We start from the raw sequence: 13,900 nt of genomic DNA on the forward strand, positions 1-13,900 counted from the left end.
CTGACCTGCGGAAACGCGAAGCGGCAGACGAGTCGGGCTGTACGCCGGGTTCTGTTCCGGAAGGTCCTCGCGGGCCTTCCGGCGACGGCCATCCATCTAGGGCCGGCGTTGCCACCGGCCTCCAGCGGTCTACCCGCGGACTCGGGCGGGCAGCCCTCGATCGTCCGCGCAGAAGCACCGAGGTGCTTCCTCTTGACCTTGCTCCGGGTGGGGTTTACCTAGCTGCCCAGGTCGCCCTGGGCACTGGTGGTCTCTTACACCACCGTTTCACCCTTACCGGGGGCCGAAGCCTCCGGCGGTCTGCTTTCTGTGGCACTGTCCCGCGGGTCACCCCGGGTGGCCGTTAGCCATCACCCTGCCCTGTGGAGCCCGGACGTTCCTCGGGAAGTCCCGTGAGGGACTCCACGCGGCCGCCCGCCCGGCTCGTCTGCCGTGTCGACCATGGTACCCGGCGGACCTCCCGCCCCGGACCGGCGGCGGCCGTCGCGAGGACCGAGCCGGCCAGGATCAGGGTGAAGGCGACGCCGATGCCGAGGGTCAGCTCCTCGTCCAGGAGGAGGGCGCCCGCGGCGACGGCGACCGCCGGGTTGACGTAGGTGATGACGCCGGCCCGGGTCGGGCCGACCTCCTTGATCAGCTCCAGGAAGGCCACGAAGGCGATCGCGGTGCAGACGACGCCGAGGCCGGCCAGGGCTGCCAGGGCCTCGCCCGAGGGCAGGGCGGGGGGCCGGGTCAGGAAGGCGGCGGGAGCGTAGACGACGGCGGCCAGGGTGAGGCAGGGGGTGATGAGCTGGAGGGTGGGGACGTCCTTGAGGTGGCGGGCGGCTATCAGCGGAGCGGTGGCGTAACCGACGACCGTCACCAGCACCTCGGCCAGCGAACGGGCGTCGCCACCGGTGAGGTGCGGCACGGTGAGGACGGCGACGCCCCCGAGGCCGAGGCCGAGGCCCGTGACACGGCGGGCGCCGACCCGTTCCTCGGCGCCGAAGAAGCGGGCCAGGAGGACGGCGACGATCGGCACGCCCGCGATCAGCAGTCCGGCGGTGGAGCTGGACAGGTGGCGTTCGGCGTCCGTCAGGGTCCACCAGGGGCCGATGATCTCGATCACCGCGAAGGCGAGCATCGGCTTCCAGTGGCGTCGCACGGTGCCGAGGAGGTCTCCCTTGCACAGGGCGAAGGGGAGCAGGAGGACCGCGCCGAGGGCGCAGCGTGCGAACACCACTCCGGACGGGGACACCTCGTCCACCGCCACCTTGATCATCAGGTAGGGAACGCCCCAGACCACTCCCATCAGGGAGAACAGGAACCAGCCGCGTGCAGTCATGCGGCGAGTCTCGGCCGTCTCACCCCACCTGGTCTTGAACGCTGTTGCGGTACGCCGCCGGGGTCACCCCGAGGACCCGCCGGAACCAGCGGGTCAGGTGTGCCTGGTCGGCGAAGCCCACCAGCGCCGCCACCTCGGCGGGGCGCAGGCCCGCCTCCAGGAGTCCGCGCGCCCTGGCCACCCGGTGCTGGGCGAGCCAGGCGTACGGCGGTATCCCCGTCGCCGTACGGAAGGCCCGCAGGAGTTGGTAGCGGGACAGGCCGAGGTCGGTGGCGAGGGCCGCGAGGGAGGGCGGGGCGAGGAGTTCGTCGGCGAGGCGGTCGCGTACGAGGCGGGCGACGCGGTCGGCGCCGGGGACCGTGTCGTCGGCCGCGCGGGCCGTGGAGTGGCGGCGGGCGAGCGCCGTGAGCAGCCAGGGCAGGCGGGACTCCGCCTCCAGGGGGTCGGGGCAGCGGGCCAGGTCCGTGTGGGCGGCGCGCAGGGCGGCGGCGAGTTCGGGATCGTCGAGGACGGGCTCGCGGAAGTGCGGGAGGGCGGCGGCGCGGGTGCCGTCGGTGAGCAGGCTCGGGGTCGCGTACAGGGCGCGGTACGAGTAGCCGTCGGGCGCGGCGGGGCCGCCGGTGTGCACCTCGCCCGGCTCCAGGACGACGAGGGAGCCCGGCCCGGAGTGGATGTGCCCGCCCCGGTAGGCGATGACCTCCAGGCCGCCGACGGTGACGCCGACCGTGTACTCGTCGTGGGCGTGCGGGGCGTAGACGTGCCGGTCGAAGCGTGCGGTGAGGAGGTCGAGGGGCGGGCCGGCCGTCCCCAGCCGTGCCCTGGTCCAGCGCGCCTGCTCGCCACGTGCGTCCACCGCCGCCCACCCCCTGCCCCTACGGGATCAGAGGAAGTCGGTGGTGTCCAGGTCGAAGGAGAAGGGGGCGGGCAGAGTGAGTGACTTGCCCAAGGGGCGGGTGCAGTGCTCTCGGTAGTCGTCCCGATGGTCGATCTTCTGCGGGGTACTGAACAGCGTGATCGAGGACGCCTGCCGGTCGACCAGCAGGTAGAGGGGAATACCGCCACCTGCGTAGCAGCGGCGCTTGGCCTCGCGGTCGACCCGGGGTTTGCTCGACGTCACCTCCAGGACCATGGCGACTCCCTGACAGGGCATCCAGGGGTCGGCGCCGCGAAACAGGCGCAGGTCGGCGGGAGCGAAGGTGGCGTCCGGGATGACGTGATCCATGGGAAGGTCAAGTCCGCCCCTGAGCTTCAGCCCCTTGTTCCCGGAGACGTCCATGTCCGTCCTGGCCCTCCTGATCACCTGCTTCACAATCAGGTTGATGTAGTCCTCGTGGTCCCCGTCCGGCGGAGGTGTCACAACGATTTCCCCCTCGATCAGCTCGGCCCGGAAGCCTTCCGGCGTCTCCAGGGCGAGGAACCCCTCCAGCAGGACATCCGCCTGTGTCAGCGGCTCATGGGCCATGGCAGTCACGTCACGCCCCTCCTTCGGTCGCTCGCCAGACTGGGACATCGGCTGATCACCTGTCCGAGAGATCGGGAACCGTTCCCTCGATCGTGGCACAGGAGCGAGGTCCCTGTCCGGAAGGCGAGCTCGCCGCGCTTGACCCTGTCGCAACGTCAACGTTTCTACTGGGGCCATGCGGATCGGAGAACTCGCCGGCGCCGTCGGCGTCACCACGCGGACCGTGCGGCACTACCACCACCAGGGCCTGCTGCCCGAGCCGGAGCGGCTGGCCAACGGGTACCGGACGTACACCCTGCGGCACGTCGTCGTGCTGGCCCGGATCCGGCGGCTGACCGAGCTGGGGCTCGGGCTCGCGGAGGTGCGGGACGTGCTCGCGGACGAGGCCGGGAAGGATCTCGCCGAGGTGCTGGAGGAACTGGACGCGGATCTCGCGCGGCAGGAGGCGGCGGTCCGGGAGCGCCGGGCGCGGTTGCGGGCGCTGCTGGAGACGGAGGGCGGGCTGCCGGCCGAGGGGCCGGTCTCGCCGGAGCTGGCCGGGTTGTTCGCCGGGATGGGGGACGTGTCCGGTTCTCCGATGGCCGTCCGGGACCGGGAGATGCTGGCGTTCATGGAGAGCGCGGTGGGCCCGGAGGAGCGCGAGGGGCTGCTGGCCACGCTGCGCGGCGCGTTCGAGTCGCCGGAGGCGGTGGCGCGCGCCCACCGGGCGTACGCCCTGCTGGACGAGCTGGCGGACGCCGATGCCGACGACCCCCGCGTGGCCGGGGCCGCGCGGACGCTCGCCGACTGCATCCCGGCGGAGCTGCTGCCTGCGGAGGGCGTCGACCTCGATTCCGACCACGGCGTCCTGCGCGCCATGTACGCCGACTTCGCGCCGGGGCAGGCGGAGGCGGTGCGGCAGGCGCTCGCCCTCGTGTCGCGGGAGCGGCGGTCATGACGCGCCCGGGTCCGGGCCCGTCCCTCGTCGCCCTCCCGCGCCTCATGATCCGGCACGAGCTGCGGCTGCTGGCCAGTCTGTGGCTGTGGGCGGTCCGGCGGACCCACGGGGCGGTGGCCGGCGGGTCGGTCTTCGGGTACGCGCGGGGGCAGGGCGCGATGATGTTCGGGTTCGCGTTCGTGTGTGTCGTCGAGTCCGTGATGATGTCCGTGCTGCTGCGGGGCCGGCCCGCCGTGCACCACGTGGTGCTGGTGCTGGACGTGTACACGGTCTTGTTCGTGGTCGGGCTGCATGCCGCGTCCGTGGTCCGGCCGCACGTCCTGGACCCGGCTGCCGGGACGCTGCGGATCCGGCGGGCCGTCCACGTCGACGTGCGGATACCGCTGGAGCGGATCGCCTCCGTCCGGCGTGAGCTGCGTACGACGCACGCACCGGCCGACGGCGAGCTGGATCTCGCCGTGGGGTCCCAGACCTCTGTCACCGTCGAACTGGCCGAGCCCGTCGCCCACGTCTCCTTCTTCGGGCGGCGGCGCGAGGTCCGCGTGGTGCGGTGTCACGCCGACGACCCCGGGGCGCTCGTACGGGCCGTCGAGCAGGCACGGGAGGGGTACGCCGTACCCTGACCGGGGGCCCGGAGCTTGTTGTGAAGGAGTACGTGTGCTTGTCCTGCTGCCGCCGTCCGAGGGGAAGGCCGCGTCCGGCCGGGGCGCCCCGCTGAAGACCGGGTCGCTGTCGCTGCCGGGGCTCACCGCCGCCCGGGAGGCCGTCCTCGGCGAGCTGGTGGAGCTGTGCGCCGCCGACGAGGAGAAGGCCCGCGAGGTGCTCGGGCTGAGCGAGGGGCTGCGCGGCGAGGTCGCCAAGAACGTGGAGCTGCTGACGGCGGGCGCGCGTCCGGCCGGGGAGATCTACACCGGTGTGCTGTACGACGCCCTGGACCTGGCCTCGCTGGACGCCGCCGCCAAGCGGCGGGCCGCCAGGTCGCTGCTGGTGTTCTCGGGGTTGTGGGGTGCCGTGCGGGTGACCGACCGGATCCCCTCCTACCGGTGCTCGATGGGCGTGAAGCTGCCGGGGCTCGGGGCCCTGGGCGCGCACTGGCGGGCGCCGATGGCCGAGGTGCTGCCGGAGGCGGCCGGGAACGGGCTGGTGCTCGACCTGCGTTCGGCGGCGTACGCGGCGGCGTGGAAGCCGAAGGGCGAGGTCGCCTCGCGGACGGCGACCGTGCGGGTGCTGCACGCGCCGACCCGGAAGGTGGTCAGCCACTTCAACAAGGCGACCAAGGGGCGGATCGTACGGAGTCTGCTGGCGTCCGGGACCGCGCCCGCGGGACCCGTGGAGCTGGTGGAGGCCCTGCGGGACCTGGGGTACGAGGTGGAGGCGGCGGCGCCCGCGAAGGCCGGGCGGCCGTGGTCGCTGGACGTGCTGGTGGACGAGGTGCACTGATCCGTCGATCGATGCGCCGATCGATCCGCCGATCGCGTCCGTTGCGCTGACTGCAACGGTGATTGCAGGGAGTGCGTTTGGGCGGCACGATGAGGGCATGAGTTCTCCGCTGCCCTCCTCCCCCGCCGCCTCGGTGCTGGATCTCGCGCCCGTCGTACCCGTCGTGGTGGTCGACGACCTCGCCGACGCCGTGCCGCTCGCCAGGGCGCTCGTCGCCGGTGGGCTGCCCGCGATCGAGGTGACGCTGCGGACACCGGTCGCCCTCGACGCGATCAGGGCCATCGCCGGTGAGGTGCCGGGCGCGGTGGTCGGCGCGGGCACGGTCATAACGGCGGAGCAGGTCGCGGAGGTCGTGGCGGCCGGGGCGCGGTTCCTGGTCAGCCCGGGGTGGACGGACGCGCTGCTGGAGGCGATGCGGGCGTCCGGGGTGCCGTTCCTGCCGGGGGTGTCGACCACGTCGGAGGTGGTGGCGCTGCTGGAGCGCGGGGTGCGGGAGATGAAGTTCTTCCCGGCCGAGGCCGCGGGCGGCACCGCCTATCTCAAGGCGCTCGCCGCGCCGCTGCCGCAGGCCCGCTTCTGCCCGACCGGCGGCATCTCCCCGGCCTCCGCGCCGGAGTATCTTGCGCTGCCCAATGTCGGCTGCGTCGGGGGCAGTTGGATGCTGCCCAAGGACGCGGTGGCCGGCCGGGACTGGGGGCGTGTCGAGGCGCTGGCCCGGGAGGCGGCGGCGCTCGGCGCGGGTGGACTCAGCGCAGGTGGGACGTCTCGTTGAACAGGCGGACGCTGGCGCCGCCGTCCGCGTAGTACGCCACCGCCGACAGCGACGCCGCCGACAGCTCCATCCGGAACAGCGACTCGGGCGGGGCGCCCAGGGCGAGTCGCAGGAACGTCTTGATCGGCGTGACGTGGGAGACCAGCAGCACCGTGCGTCCCGCGTACGCCGTGACGAGCTTGTCGCGGGTGACGGCGATCCGGGCGCCGGTGGCCGCGAAGCTCTCGCCGCCGCCGGTCGGTTCCGCGTCCGGGGAGGCCAGCCAGGCGTCCAGGTCGGCGGGGTAGCGGTCGCGCACCTCCCCGAAGGTGAGCCCCTCCCACGCGCCGAAGTCGGTCTCGCGCAGCCCCTCCTCGACCGTCACCTCGAGCCCCAGGCGGGCGGCGACGATGCCGGCGGTCTCGCGGGTGCGGGCCAGGGGCGAGGCGACGACCGCCTCGATCGTGCCGCGCCGGGCAAGGCTCTCGGCGGCCCTCTCGGCCTGCTCGCGGCCTACGGGCGACAGGGACGGATCGCTGCCGCCGCTCCCGGAGAACCGCTTCTGCGGGGTGAGGGGCGTCTCCCCGTGCCGCAGCAGGACGAAGGTGGCGGGGGCGCCCATGTCGGGAGGCCCCCAGCCGGGCGAGGCCACGGCCTTCGCGGCCCGCACGTCGGCCTCGCCCGAGGTCTCGGCGGCGAAACGGGTGGCGGGAACGCCGACGACGCCGCCCGTGGCCAGGTCCGCCGTCGACGTGGACGGTGACCACCGTTCGCCGCGTGCGCCCGCGTCCATCGCCTCGTTGGCCAGGCGGTCGGCGTGCTTGTTGTCCGCGCGGGGGATCCACTCGTACGTCACACGCCCCGGTGGGAAGACGCGGGCCGCCTCGGCCGCCAGGGGCTTCATGTCCGGGTGCTTGATCTTCCAGCGGCCCGACATCTGCTCGACGACGAGCTTGGAGTCCATGCGGACGTGAACGACGGCGTCCGGGTCCAGTTCCCTCGCCGCGCGCAGGCCGGCCAGCAGGCCCCGGTACTCGGCGACGTTGTTGGTGACGACCCCGAGGTACTCGGCGGCCTCCGCCAGGGTCTCCCCCGTCGCCGCGTCCAGCACCACCGCGCCGTAGCCGGCGGGCCCCGGGTTGCCCCGTGACCCGCCGTCGGCCTCGACCACGAACTCCCGCGCGGAACCGGTCACCGCGTCTCCCGCCGATCAGCCACCGACCGGCCCCCTACAGCCCGGAGTCCGCCGTGCGCACCAGGATGCGGCGGCAGTTCTCGCAGCGTACGACCGTGTCGGGTGCCGCGGAGCGGATCTCGCTCAGCTCGGTGATGGCCAGCTCCTGGCGGCAGCCCTGGCAGCTGCGCTGGTACAGCTTGGCCGCGCCGACGCCGCCCTGCTGCTCGCGCAGCTTGTCGTAGAGCTTCAGCAGGTCGTCGGGGACGGAGCCCGCGATGACCTCGCGCTCCTTGGTCACCGAGGCCACCTCGCCGTCCAGCTCCTCGACGGCCGCGTCACGGCGCACGGTGGCGTCGTCGATCTTGCCCTGCACCGCGCCGACCCGCTCGGTCAGCTCGGCGACCCGCTCCTGCGCGGACTCGCGGCGCTCCATCACCTCGAGGACGACGTCCTCGAGGTCGCCCTGGCGCTTGGCGAGGGAGGCGATCTCGCGCTGGAGGTTCTCCAGGTCCTTCGGGGAGGTGACGGCGCCGGAGTCCAGGCGCTGCTGGTCGCGGACGGCGCGCTGGCGCACCTGGTCCACGTCCTGCTCGGCCTTGGTCTGCTCGCGGGCGCAGTCGCTCTCCTCGGTCTGCGCGGCCACGAGCAGGTCGCGCAGCTGGGTGTGGTCCTTGGTCAGCGACTCGATCTCGGCGTGCTCGGGCAGGGACCGGCGCTTGTGCGCGAGCTGCTGGAGACGCGTGTCGAGGCCCTGGACGTCGAGGAGTCGGATCTGGTCGGCGGGCGCGGCTTTCAGTTGGGGGCTCCCATTGCGCTAGAGGTCGGGGCGGACGCCACGTGGGCGGTCCAGGGGTCGGTGACCGTCTTCGAGACGTGGACCCTGAGGTCCCAGCCGTTGCGGTCGGAGATCTCGTCGAGCTGGGCCGCGCCCAGCTCGCACCAGGGCCACTCGGTGGCCCAGTGCGCCGCGTCGAGCAGCGCGAGGGGACTGTGGGCGCGGTCGGCGGAGAACTCGGACGCGGGGTGATGCCGCAGGTCCGCGGTGAGGAAGGCGTCGACGCCGGCCGCCCGTACGTGGTCGAAGAGGCTGTCGCCGGAGCCGCCGCTGACGGCGACGGTGCGCACGGTCGCCTCCGGGTCGCCGGCGACGCGGATGCCCTGCGCCGTGGCGGGCAGCCGCTCGGCGGCGCGGGCGGCGAACTCGCGGACCGTCAGGGGGTGCCGCACCTCGCACACCCTGCCCAGGCCGCGGCGCCCCTCGGGGTCGCCCGGGTCCGGCACCAGGGGCCGTAGGACGGTCAGGTCGAGGGCACCGGCCAGCGCGTCGGAGACGCCCGGGTCGGCGGTGTCGGCGTTGGTGTGGGCGACGTGCAGGGCGATGTCGTTCTTGATGAGCGTGTGCACCACGCGGCCCTTGAAGGTGGACGCCGCGACCGTCGTCGTCCCGCGCAGATACAGCGGGTGGTGGGTGACGAGCAGGTCGGCGCCGAGCTTCACGGCCTCGTCGACGATCTCCTGGACGGGGTCCACGGCGAACAGGACGCGGGAGACCTGCTGGCCGGGCTCGCCCACGACGGTGCCGACCGCGTCCCAGGACTCGGCCCGCTCGGCGGGCCACAGGTTGTCCAGCGCGGCGATGACTTCTGACAGACGGGGCACGCGTGCAAGGCTACCTGGAGGTTCTGGGCCGTTGTACCCGCCGATGCGCACCCCGCCCGCCGCCGCGGCCGTCCGCTCCGGCGCAGCACACGCCGTGCCCTTCCCTCAGGCGAATCGTTCCTGTGACACACGTATGTGTGATGGGGGCGGCTGCCGGTCCCCCGCCCGCGCGTACGAAAACTAGCTTCGTCGCCGGAGGTGACCGAACGATGACGGCCTGTGCGATCGAGCCTTCGGCGGACCCCGGGAACGGCGGGGGCCCGCAGGCGGACTGCAGCATCACCGCGGAGGGTGCCTACGCCGCGCGTCTCGCCCGGAGCGGGGAGGGCGGCGACTCGTGGTACCCGGAGCGCTGGACCCTGGACGGCCCCGAGCCGTACGCGGTGCCGCTGCCGGGCAACCAGCCCGAGGAGCCCGGCACCGAGGTGCAGCCGATGGGCGACGGGCGGGTCCTGGTCCACCGGATCACGGCCGGCCGGCACGTCTTCGCGCTGCTGTACCCGACCGGGCCCGGTACCGGCGAGCTGCCGCTCGGCGCGGTCGAGTGCCCGGCGGACGGCCACGGGCTGCGGCTGCTGCCGCCGGTCCCGGGCGGCGACCGGGCGTACGCCCTCGCGGCCGGTCCGCGGTCGACGGTGCTGTGGCAGGTGGCGGGCGGTGCCTTCGGGCCGGAGCGGGCGGCCGAGATCCCCGGCCGGTGCTCGGGCGGGGTCTGGCTGGACCGCACCGGCCGGATGCTGGCGGTGGACCGGGAGACCGGCGGGCGGGTCAAGGCGGTCGTGGTGGACCTGGAGCGGGGCGGCGAGGTGTCGCCGCTGCTGCAGATCGCGGCGGACAGCGACGACCGGCTCCTGCTGGCCGACCCCGACAGCGGGCTGGTGCTGATCGGCTCGGACGCGCCCTCGCCGGGGCGGGAGCGGCTCGGCTGGGGCGTGCTGGGCAGCACGCTGCCGGTGCGCTTCCCGGAGTGCCTGCGGCTGCCGGACTGCGTCGTGACGCCGTTCGCCGTCCAGCCGGGGCAGGTGCTGACTCCGGAACGCTGCGCGGTGGCCCTGCGGGTGGACGGCGCGTTCGGCAGCTGGGTCGGAGTGTGGCGGCCCGCCGAACGGCACGTACGGCATCTTCCGGCGCCCGAGGGGTGGTTGACGGGCGCCGGGCTGTGGACCCGGGACGGCGAGCTGCGGCTGCCGTGCTCCACACCGCAGTCGCCGTGCGGCGTGGCCCGGCTGGCCGCACCCGGCGTTCCCGGCACGGGCGGCGAGCGGCCCGGGGACCCGGCAGAACCGGCTCCGGAGGATACGGCTCCAGGCGAAACCCGCGAACCCGGCGAACCCGGCGCGACGGACACCTCGGCGCCCGCTCCCGCCCCCGCTCAGCCCCGCCCCGTACCGCTGCAACAGGCCCCGCTGGCACGGCTTGTAACGAAGTAGTGCCGGTTGGCGCGGCCGCCTGGATTCCGCCCGAGGTGTGCCGGTTAGACTCGCCCGGCTGTAGGAAAGATCATGTTGACGGGGTGAATTCCTTCCGATGAACGACACCAGCACGACCCAGCCGATGCAGGCCGCCGGTGCCGACGTTTCCGAGTCCGACACCGGCCACGGCAAGCACCGCGGACCGGTCTCCAGCCAGGAGGGCGTGGCGACTCCCAGGGGCCGCCACCGCAGGCCGGCCGCGGAGTCCGAGACGGCCGCCTGACGGCACGGACCGGCACCCGCACAGGTGCAGGTCAGGTACAGGTACAGGCACGGAAAGCAAGCGGCTCCGGCCCCGTTCGTCGCATCCGGCGGACGGGGCCGTTGTCGTTCACCCGTACCGGACGACCGTGTCGGCGAGAACGGGCGCGTCGTCGCGCTCGACGGCGCTCACGGCCACCCGGACCTCTCCCGCCCCGGCACCACCCGCCCCGGCGGGCCCCCACATCCGCACCCGCAGCGTCTCCCCCGGGTACACCACCCCGGCGAACCGCGTGCGGTAGGCGCGCACCCGGGACACGTCCCCGTCCAGCAGCGTGTCCACGACCGCCTTGAGCGTGGCGCCGTAGGTGCACAGGCCGTGCAGGACGGGCCGTTCGAAGCCGGCGCGCGCGGCGAACTCCGGGTCGGCGTGCAGGGGGTTCCCGTCGCCGGAGAGCCGGTAGAGCAGCGCCTGGTCCTCCCTCAGGGCCCGTTCGGCGACGTGGTCCGGCGGCCCGGCGGGCGCCGGCGAGGGGCGTCCGGACGGGCCCCGCTCACCGCCCCAGCCGCCTTCCCCGCGGACGTAGACCTCGGCCTCGTCGGTCCACAGCGGTCCGTCCGCGTCGGTGACGTCGGTGCGCAGCACGAGGACGGCCGCCGTGCCCTTGTCGTACGCGGCGACGACGCGCGAGGCCGCGGTGGCCCGGCCGCGCACCGGAAGGGCCCGGTGCAGGAGCAGTCGCTGCCCGCCGTGCAGGACGTGGGCGAGGTCGACGTCGACGCCGGGCACGGACAGCGCGCGGATCACGCCGGGGGCGCCACCGCCGGCCACCGTCGCGAAGCTCGGCAGGACGTGCAGCCGGGACTCCAGGGTGTAGCGCAGCTCGCGCGGGTCGGTGGCGGGACGGCCGGCGCCGACGCCCAGGTGGTAGAGCTGGACGTCCTTGTGGTCCCAGGCGATCTCCCGGACCCGGGGTGCGGCGCCGAGTGCCCCGGCCGCGTCGATGGGCATGGCCCTCCTGCTCTCCCTGTCACGGCGACCCGGTCACGACAACCCGGTCACGGCGACCCGGTCACGACGACGATCACGGACAGCCCCGACCGTACGGGACACCGGCCACCCATGACATTTGTCATCGTCAACTCCGGACAACCGCATCTGCCGCCCGTCCCCGCCCGCTCCGTAGCGTCACCGGTATGAGACCGACACAGGGCGCCACTCCCGCCGTGTCCTTCACGGGGGCATCCAAGGCGTACGGCGACGTCCGCGCCGTCGACGGCGCGGACCTGGACATCGAGCGCGGTGAGACGGTCGCGCTGCTCGGCCTGTGCCCGCCCGACGGGGGCACGTGGAGCTGTTCGGCGGGCCTCCGGAGCGTGCCGTGCGCCCAAGGGGAAGGGAGCCGACATCCATGACCGGGACCCGAGGGCGGCTGCGCGGGATGTCGTGCCGCCTGGACGCGTGGCAGCTGGCACGGCAGTCCGATCCGGCCGAGGCCGGCGAGCGCCCGGAGCGGATCGGTCCGCCGCCCACCGGGTTCACGCTGCTGCCGTGGCTGCTGATGGGCCTGGGCAGCCTGGCGAACATCTTCCAGGGGAACAGCGCCAACCCCTGGGTCGGCGGCCTGGGCCTGTTCGTCTTCAACTCGCTCTACATCTACGTCGCCTTCCGCTCCTTCGACAAGGAGTTGCGCCGGTCGCCGTCCACGCGGCTGGCGCTGGCCGCCATGGCGCTGGTGACCTGCGGTCTGGCCCTGGCGTACGGGGGCAGTTGGCTGCTGTTCTTCCCGCTGCTCGGCCTGGCCGCGGGGGCGGCGCTGCGCGGCCGGTGGCTGGGCCGCTGGGGCTGGTCGCTGGCGGTGGCGGCGGGTGTCGTGGCGGGCGTCAAGGACGGCTGGAACGGTCTGAACATCGCCTACGGGACCTTCCTGTCGACGATGGTGACGGCCGCGATCCTGAGCCTGTCCGACGCCGTACGGCAGTTGCGCGCCGCCAGGGAGGAACTGGCCACCCGGGCGGTGGCGGAGGAGCGGCTGCGGTTCTCGCGCGATCTGCACGACCTGCTGGGGCACACGCTGTCGGTGATCGTGGTCAAGTCGGAGGCGGCCCGTCGGCTGGCGCCCCGCGACCTGGACGCGGCGCTGACCCAGATCACGGACATCGAGTCGGTCGGCCGCCAGGCGCTGACCGAGGTCCGCGAGGCGGTCACCGGCTACCGGGAGGGCAGCCTCGGCACCGAGCTGGACCGGGCGCGCTCCGCGCTGAGCGCGGCGGACGTCGACCCGGTGGTGCGCCGCTCAGGGCCGCCGCTGCCGCCGCAGGCGGAGGCGCTGCTGGGGTGGGTGGTGCGGGAGGCGGTCACCAACGTCGTACGGCACAGCGGGGCGAGCCGGTGCGAGATCGCGGTCGCGGGCAGCGGAGACCGGGTGCGGCTGACGGTCACGGACAACGGCGCGGGCACCGCCCTCTCCAGCCAGGGGACCCAGGGGCCGGGCACCGGTCTGACCGGGCTCAGGGAACGCCTCGCCACGGCGGGCGGTTCGCTGACGGCGGGGGCGGAGCCGCGGGGCGGCTTCTCGGTGACGGCGGAGCTGCCGGTACGGACGGAGGGGGAACCGGTGGGCGCACCGGTGTAGCCCGCGCGTCGTGCGACACCCCGGCCCCCGACGCACCCGCCCTCTACCCTTGCCCCGTGACCGACGAGACGCCCCGCGCCCATCCCGTCCGCGTCCTCCTCGCCGAGGACCAGGGCATGATGCGGGGCGCGCTGGCGCTGCTGCTCGGGATGGAGGCGGACATCGAGGTGGTCGCGCAGGTGGCGGCCGGTGACGAGATCGTCCCCGCCGCGCTCGCGCACCGCCCCGACATCGCCCTCCTCGACATCGAACTGCCGGGCCTGAGCGGCCTGGACGCCGCCGCCGAGCTGCGGGAGCGGACGCCGGGCTGCCGGGTGCTGATCCTGACGACGTTCGGCCGCCCCGGGTACCTGCGGCGGGCCATGGAGGCGGGCGCCGCGGGTTTCCTGGTCAAGGACGGCCCGGTGGAGGAGCTGGCCGGCGCGATCCGCCGGGTGCTGGCCGGAGAGACGGTCGTCGACCCGGCGCTCGCCGCGGCCGCGCTGAGCGCGGGGCCCAGTCCGCTCACGGCGCGGGAGTGCGACGTCCTGCGGGCCTCGGCGGACGGGGCGACGGTCGCCGACATCGCCGGAGCGCTGCATCTGTCCGAGTCGACGGTCCGCAACTACCTGTCCGCGGCCATCGGCAAAACGGCGACCCGCAACCGGGCGGAGGCGCTTCGCGCTGCGCGGCGGCAGGGGTGGCTCTGACCGGTCCAAGGGGCGGTTCGTCGACTGCGGGGCGGTGGGGGTTGATCGCGCAGTTCCCCGCGCCCCCTTGGGGCGCTCCACGTGCCCGGCGACACGGGGGCGACCCGAAAGGGTGCCGGGGGCCGTGCGTCGGCCGCGGGCCGGTGGGGATT

15 protein-coding genes, 1 other RNA gene and 1 pseudogene are annotated in these 13,900 nt (G+C 74.2%); 9 read left to right on the forward strand and 8 right to left on the reverse strand.

The genetic code is table 11. From position 1 onward, the window contains the following. Positions 1-24 precede the first annotated feature (24 nt). From rnpB to ACZ56V_RS05360, 4 genes and pseudogenes are all read right to left on the reverse strand, one after another. Positions 25-426, reverse strand: an RNA gene (gene rnpB / locus ACZ56V_RS05345) — RNase P RNA component class A. A 70-nt stretch (positions 427-496) separates the two neighbouring features. Continuing rightward, positions 497-1,324, reverse strand: a pseudogene (locus ACZ56V_RS05350) (DMT family transporter); the annotation flags it as partial. A 19-nt stretch (positions 1,325-1,343) separates the two neighbouring features. Continuing rightward, entirely contained in the window at positions 1,344-2,177 is an 834-nt protein-coding gene (locus ACZ56V_RS05355) for an AraC family ligand binding domain-containing protein (RefSeq protein WP_467383168.1), read from the reverse strand. A gap of 27 nt (positions 2,178-2,204) precedes the next feature. Continuing rightward, positions 2,205-2,786: a Uma2 family endonuclease gene (locus ACZ56V_RS05360; RefSeq protein WP_468940431.1), complete on the reverse strand. Its 582-nt coding sequence runs from the start codon at positions 2,784-2,786 to the stop codon at positions 2,205-2,207. Positions 2,787-2,961: 175 nt separating this feature from the next. Between ACZ56V_RS05360 and ACZ56V_RS05365 the strand changes: the two genes are divergently transcribed. The 4 genes from ACZ56V_RS05365 to eda all read left to right on the forward strand — a co-directional run bounded on the left by ACZ56V_RS05365 (position 2,962) and on the right by eda (position 5,935). After that, positions 2,962-3,723 carry a MerR family transcriptional regulator gene (locus ACZ56V_RS05365; RefSeq protein WP_468939485.1) on the forward strand — a complete coding sequence of 254 codons (762 nt, stop codon included), beginning with the start codon at positions 2,962-2,964 and terminating at the stop codon, positions 3,721-3,723. Further along, on the forward strand, positions 3,720-4,346 hold the full coding sequence (locus ACZ56V_RS05370; protein ID WP_468939488.1) for a hypothetical protein: 627 nt from the start codon (positions 3,720-3,722) through the stop codon (positions 4,344-4,346). Before ACZ56V_RS05365 ends, ACZ56V_RS05370 begins: the two co-directional genes overlap by 4 nt. A gap of 34 nt (positions 4,347-4,380) precedes the next feature. Then, positions 4,381-5,163, forward strand: a complete 783-nt coding sequence (gene yaaA / locus ACZ56V_RS05375; RefSeq protein WP_468939490.1) for a peroxide stress protein YaaA — start codon at positions 4,381-4,383, stop codon at positions 5,161-5,163. A gap of 97 nt (positions 5,164-5,260) precedes the next feature. Continuing rightward, positions 5,261-5,935 carry a bifunctional 4-hydroxy-2-oxoglutarate aldolase/2-dehydro-3-deoxy-phosphogluconate aldolase gene (gene eda / locus ACZ56V_RS05380; RefSeq protein WP_468939493.1) on the forward strand — a complete coding sequence of 225 codons (675 nt, stop codon included), beginning with the start codon at positions 5,261-5,263 and terminating at the stop codon, positions 5,933-5,935. Here eda and ACZ56V_RS05385 read toward each other — a convergent pair. The 3 genes from ACZ56V_RS05385 to ACZ56V_RS05395 are packed head-to-tail and all read right to left on the reverse strand — an operon-like array spanning position 5,910 to position 8,750. Then, positions 5,910-7,109 (reverse strand): bifunctional RNase H/acid phosphatase, encoded by a 1,200-nt coding sequence (locus tag ACZ56V_RS05385; protein ID WP_468939496.1) that lies wholly within the window; start codon positions 7,107-7,109, stop codon positions 5,910-5,912. The genes eda and ACZ56V_RS05385 overlap by 26 nt on opposite strands. 34 nt (positions 7,110-7,143) lie before the next feature. Then, positions 7,144-7,887 (reverse strand): zinc ribbon domain-containing protein, encoded by a 744-nt coding sequence (locus ACZ56V_RS05390; RefSeq protein WP_398914290.1) that lies wholly within the window; start codon positions 7,885-7,887, stop codon positions 7,144-7,146. Then, the gene (locus ACZ56V_RS05395; protein ID WP_467383155.1) at positions 7,884-8,750 is read right to left on the reverse strand and encodes a Nif3-like dinuclear metal center hexameric protein; all 867 of its coding nucleotides are present in this window, start codon (positions 8,748-8,750) and stop codon (positions 7,884-7,886) included. The genes ACZ56V_RS05390 and ACZ56V_RS05395 overlap by 4 nt, the downstream gene beginning before the upstream one ends. Before the next feature lie 209 nt (positions 8,751-8,959). On the opposite strand from ACZ56V_RS05395, the gene ACZ56V_RS05400 reads away from it, so the two are divergent. Both ACZ56V_RS05400 and ACZ56V_RS05405 read left to right on the forward strand, forming a co-directional pair. Further along, positions 8,960-10,180: a hypothetical protein gene (locus ACZ56V_RS05400; protein ID WP_468939499.1), complete on the forward strand. Its 1,221-nt coding sequence runs from the start codon at positions 8,960-8,962 to the stop codon at positions 10,178-10,180. 97 nt (positions 10,181-10,277) lie between these two features. Beyond that, positions 10,278-10,445 carry a hypothetical protein gene (locus ACZ56V_RS05405; RefSeq protein WP_468939502.1) on the forward strand — a complete coding sequence of 56 codons (168 nt, stop codon included), beginning with the start codon at positions 10,278-10,280 and terminating at the stop codon, positions 10,443-10,445. Between the two features lie 108 nt (positions 10,446-10,553). Here ACZ56V_RS05405 and ACZ56V_RS05410 read toward each other — a convergent pair whose 3' ends face one another. Continuing rightward, positions 10,554-11,435 carry a MaoC/PaaZ C-terminal domain-containing protein gene (locus ACZ56V_RS05410; RefSeq protein WP_468939504.1) on the reverse strand — a complete coding sequence of 294 codons (882 nt, stop codon included), beginning with the start codon at positions 11,433-11,435 and terminating at the stop codon, positions 10,554-10,556. Positions 11,436-11,620: 185 nt separating this feature from the next. On the opposite strand from ACZ56V_RS05410, the gene ACZ56V_RS05415 reads away from it, so the two are divergent. Genes ACZ56V_RS05415 through ACZ56V_RS05425 form a run of 3 tightly spaced genes read left to right on the forward strand, consistent with a single transcriptional unit; the run spans position 11,621 to position 13,748 of the window. Continuing rightward, complete coding sequence (locus tag ACZ56V_RS05415) at positions 11,621-11,839, forward strand: hypothetical protein (protein ID WP_468939507.1); 219 nt, start codon at positions 11,621-11,623, stop codon at positions 11,837-11,839. Further along, positions 11,836-13,059 (forward strand): sensor histidine kinase, encoded by a 1,224-nt coding sequence (locus ACZ56V_RS05420; RefSeq protein ID WP_468939510.1) that lies wholly within the window; start codon positions 11,836-11,838, stop codon positions 13,057-13,059. Before ACZ56V_RS05415 ends, ACZ56V_RS05420 begins: the two co-directional genes overlap by 4 nt. 56 nt (positions 13,060-13,115) lie before the next feature. Next, positions 13,116-13,748: a response regulator gene (locus ACZ56V_RS05425; protein ID WP_468939513.1), complete on the forward strand. Its 633-nt coding sequence runs from the start codon at positions 13,116-13,118 to the stop codon at positions 13,746-13,748. Positions 13,749-13,900: the final 152 nt, after the last annotated feature.

Source organism: Streptomyces sp. NPDC034099 (genome assembly GCF_055575415.1).

Coding starts and splice junctions, on each gene's coding strand:
- ACZ56V_RS05360 (WP_468940431.1), bottom strand. CDS start 2,786: ATGGCCCATGAGCCGCTGACACAGGCGGATGTCCTGCTGGAGGGGTTC.
- ACZ56V_RS05365 (WP_468939485.1), top strand. CDS start 2,962: ATGCGGATCGGAGAACTCGCCGGCGCCGTCGGCGTCACCACGCGGACC.
- ACZ56V_RS05370 (WP_468939488.1), top strand. CDS start 3,720: ATGACGCGCCCGGGTCCGGGCCCGTCCCTCGTCGCCCTCCCGCGCCTC.
- eda (WP_468939493.1), top strand. CDS start 5,261: ATGAGTTCTCCGCTGCCCTCCTCCCCCGCCGCCTCGGTGCTGGATCTC.
- ACZ56V_RS05400 (WP_468939499.1), top strand. CDS start 8,960: ATGACGGCCTGTGCGATCGAGCCTTCGGCGGACCCCGGGAACGGCGGG.
- ACZ56V_RS05405 (WP_468939502.1), top strand. CDS start 10,278: ATGAACGACACCAGCACGACCCAGCCGATGCAGGCCGCCGGTGCCGAC.
- ACZ56V_RS05410 (WP_468939504.1), bottom strand. CDS start 11,435: ATGCCCATCGACGCGGCCGGGGCACTCGGCGCCGCACCCCGGGTCCGG.
- ACZ56V_RS05415 (WP_468939507.1), top strand. CDS start 11,621: ATGAGACCGACACAGGGCGCCACTCCCGCCGTGTCCTTCACGGGGGCA.
- ACZ56V_RS05420 (WP_468939510.1), top strand. CDS start 11,836: ATGACCGGGACCCGAGGGCGGCTGCGCGGGATGTCGTGCCGCCTGGAC.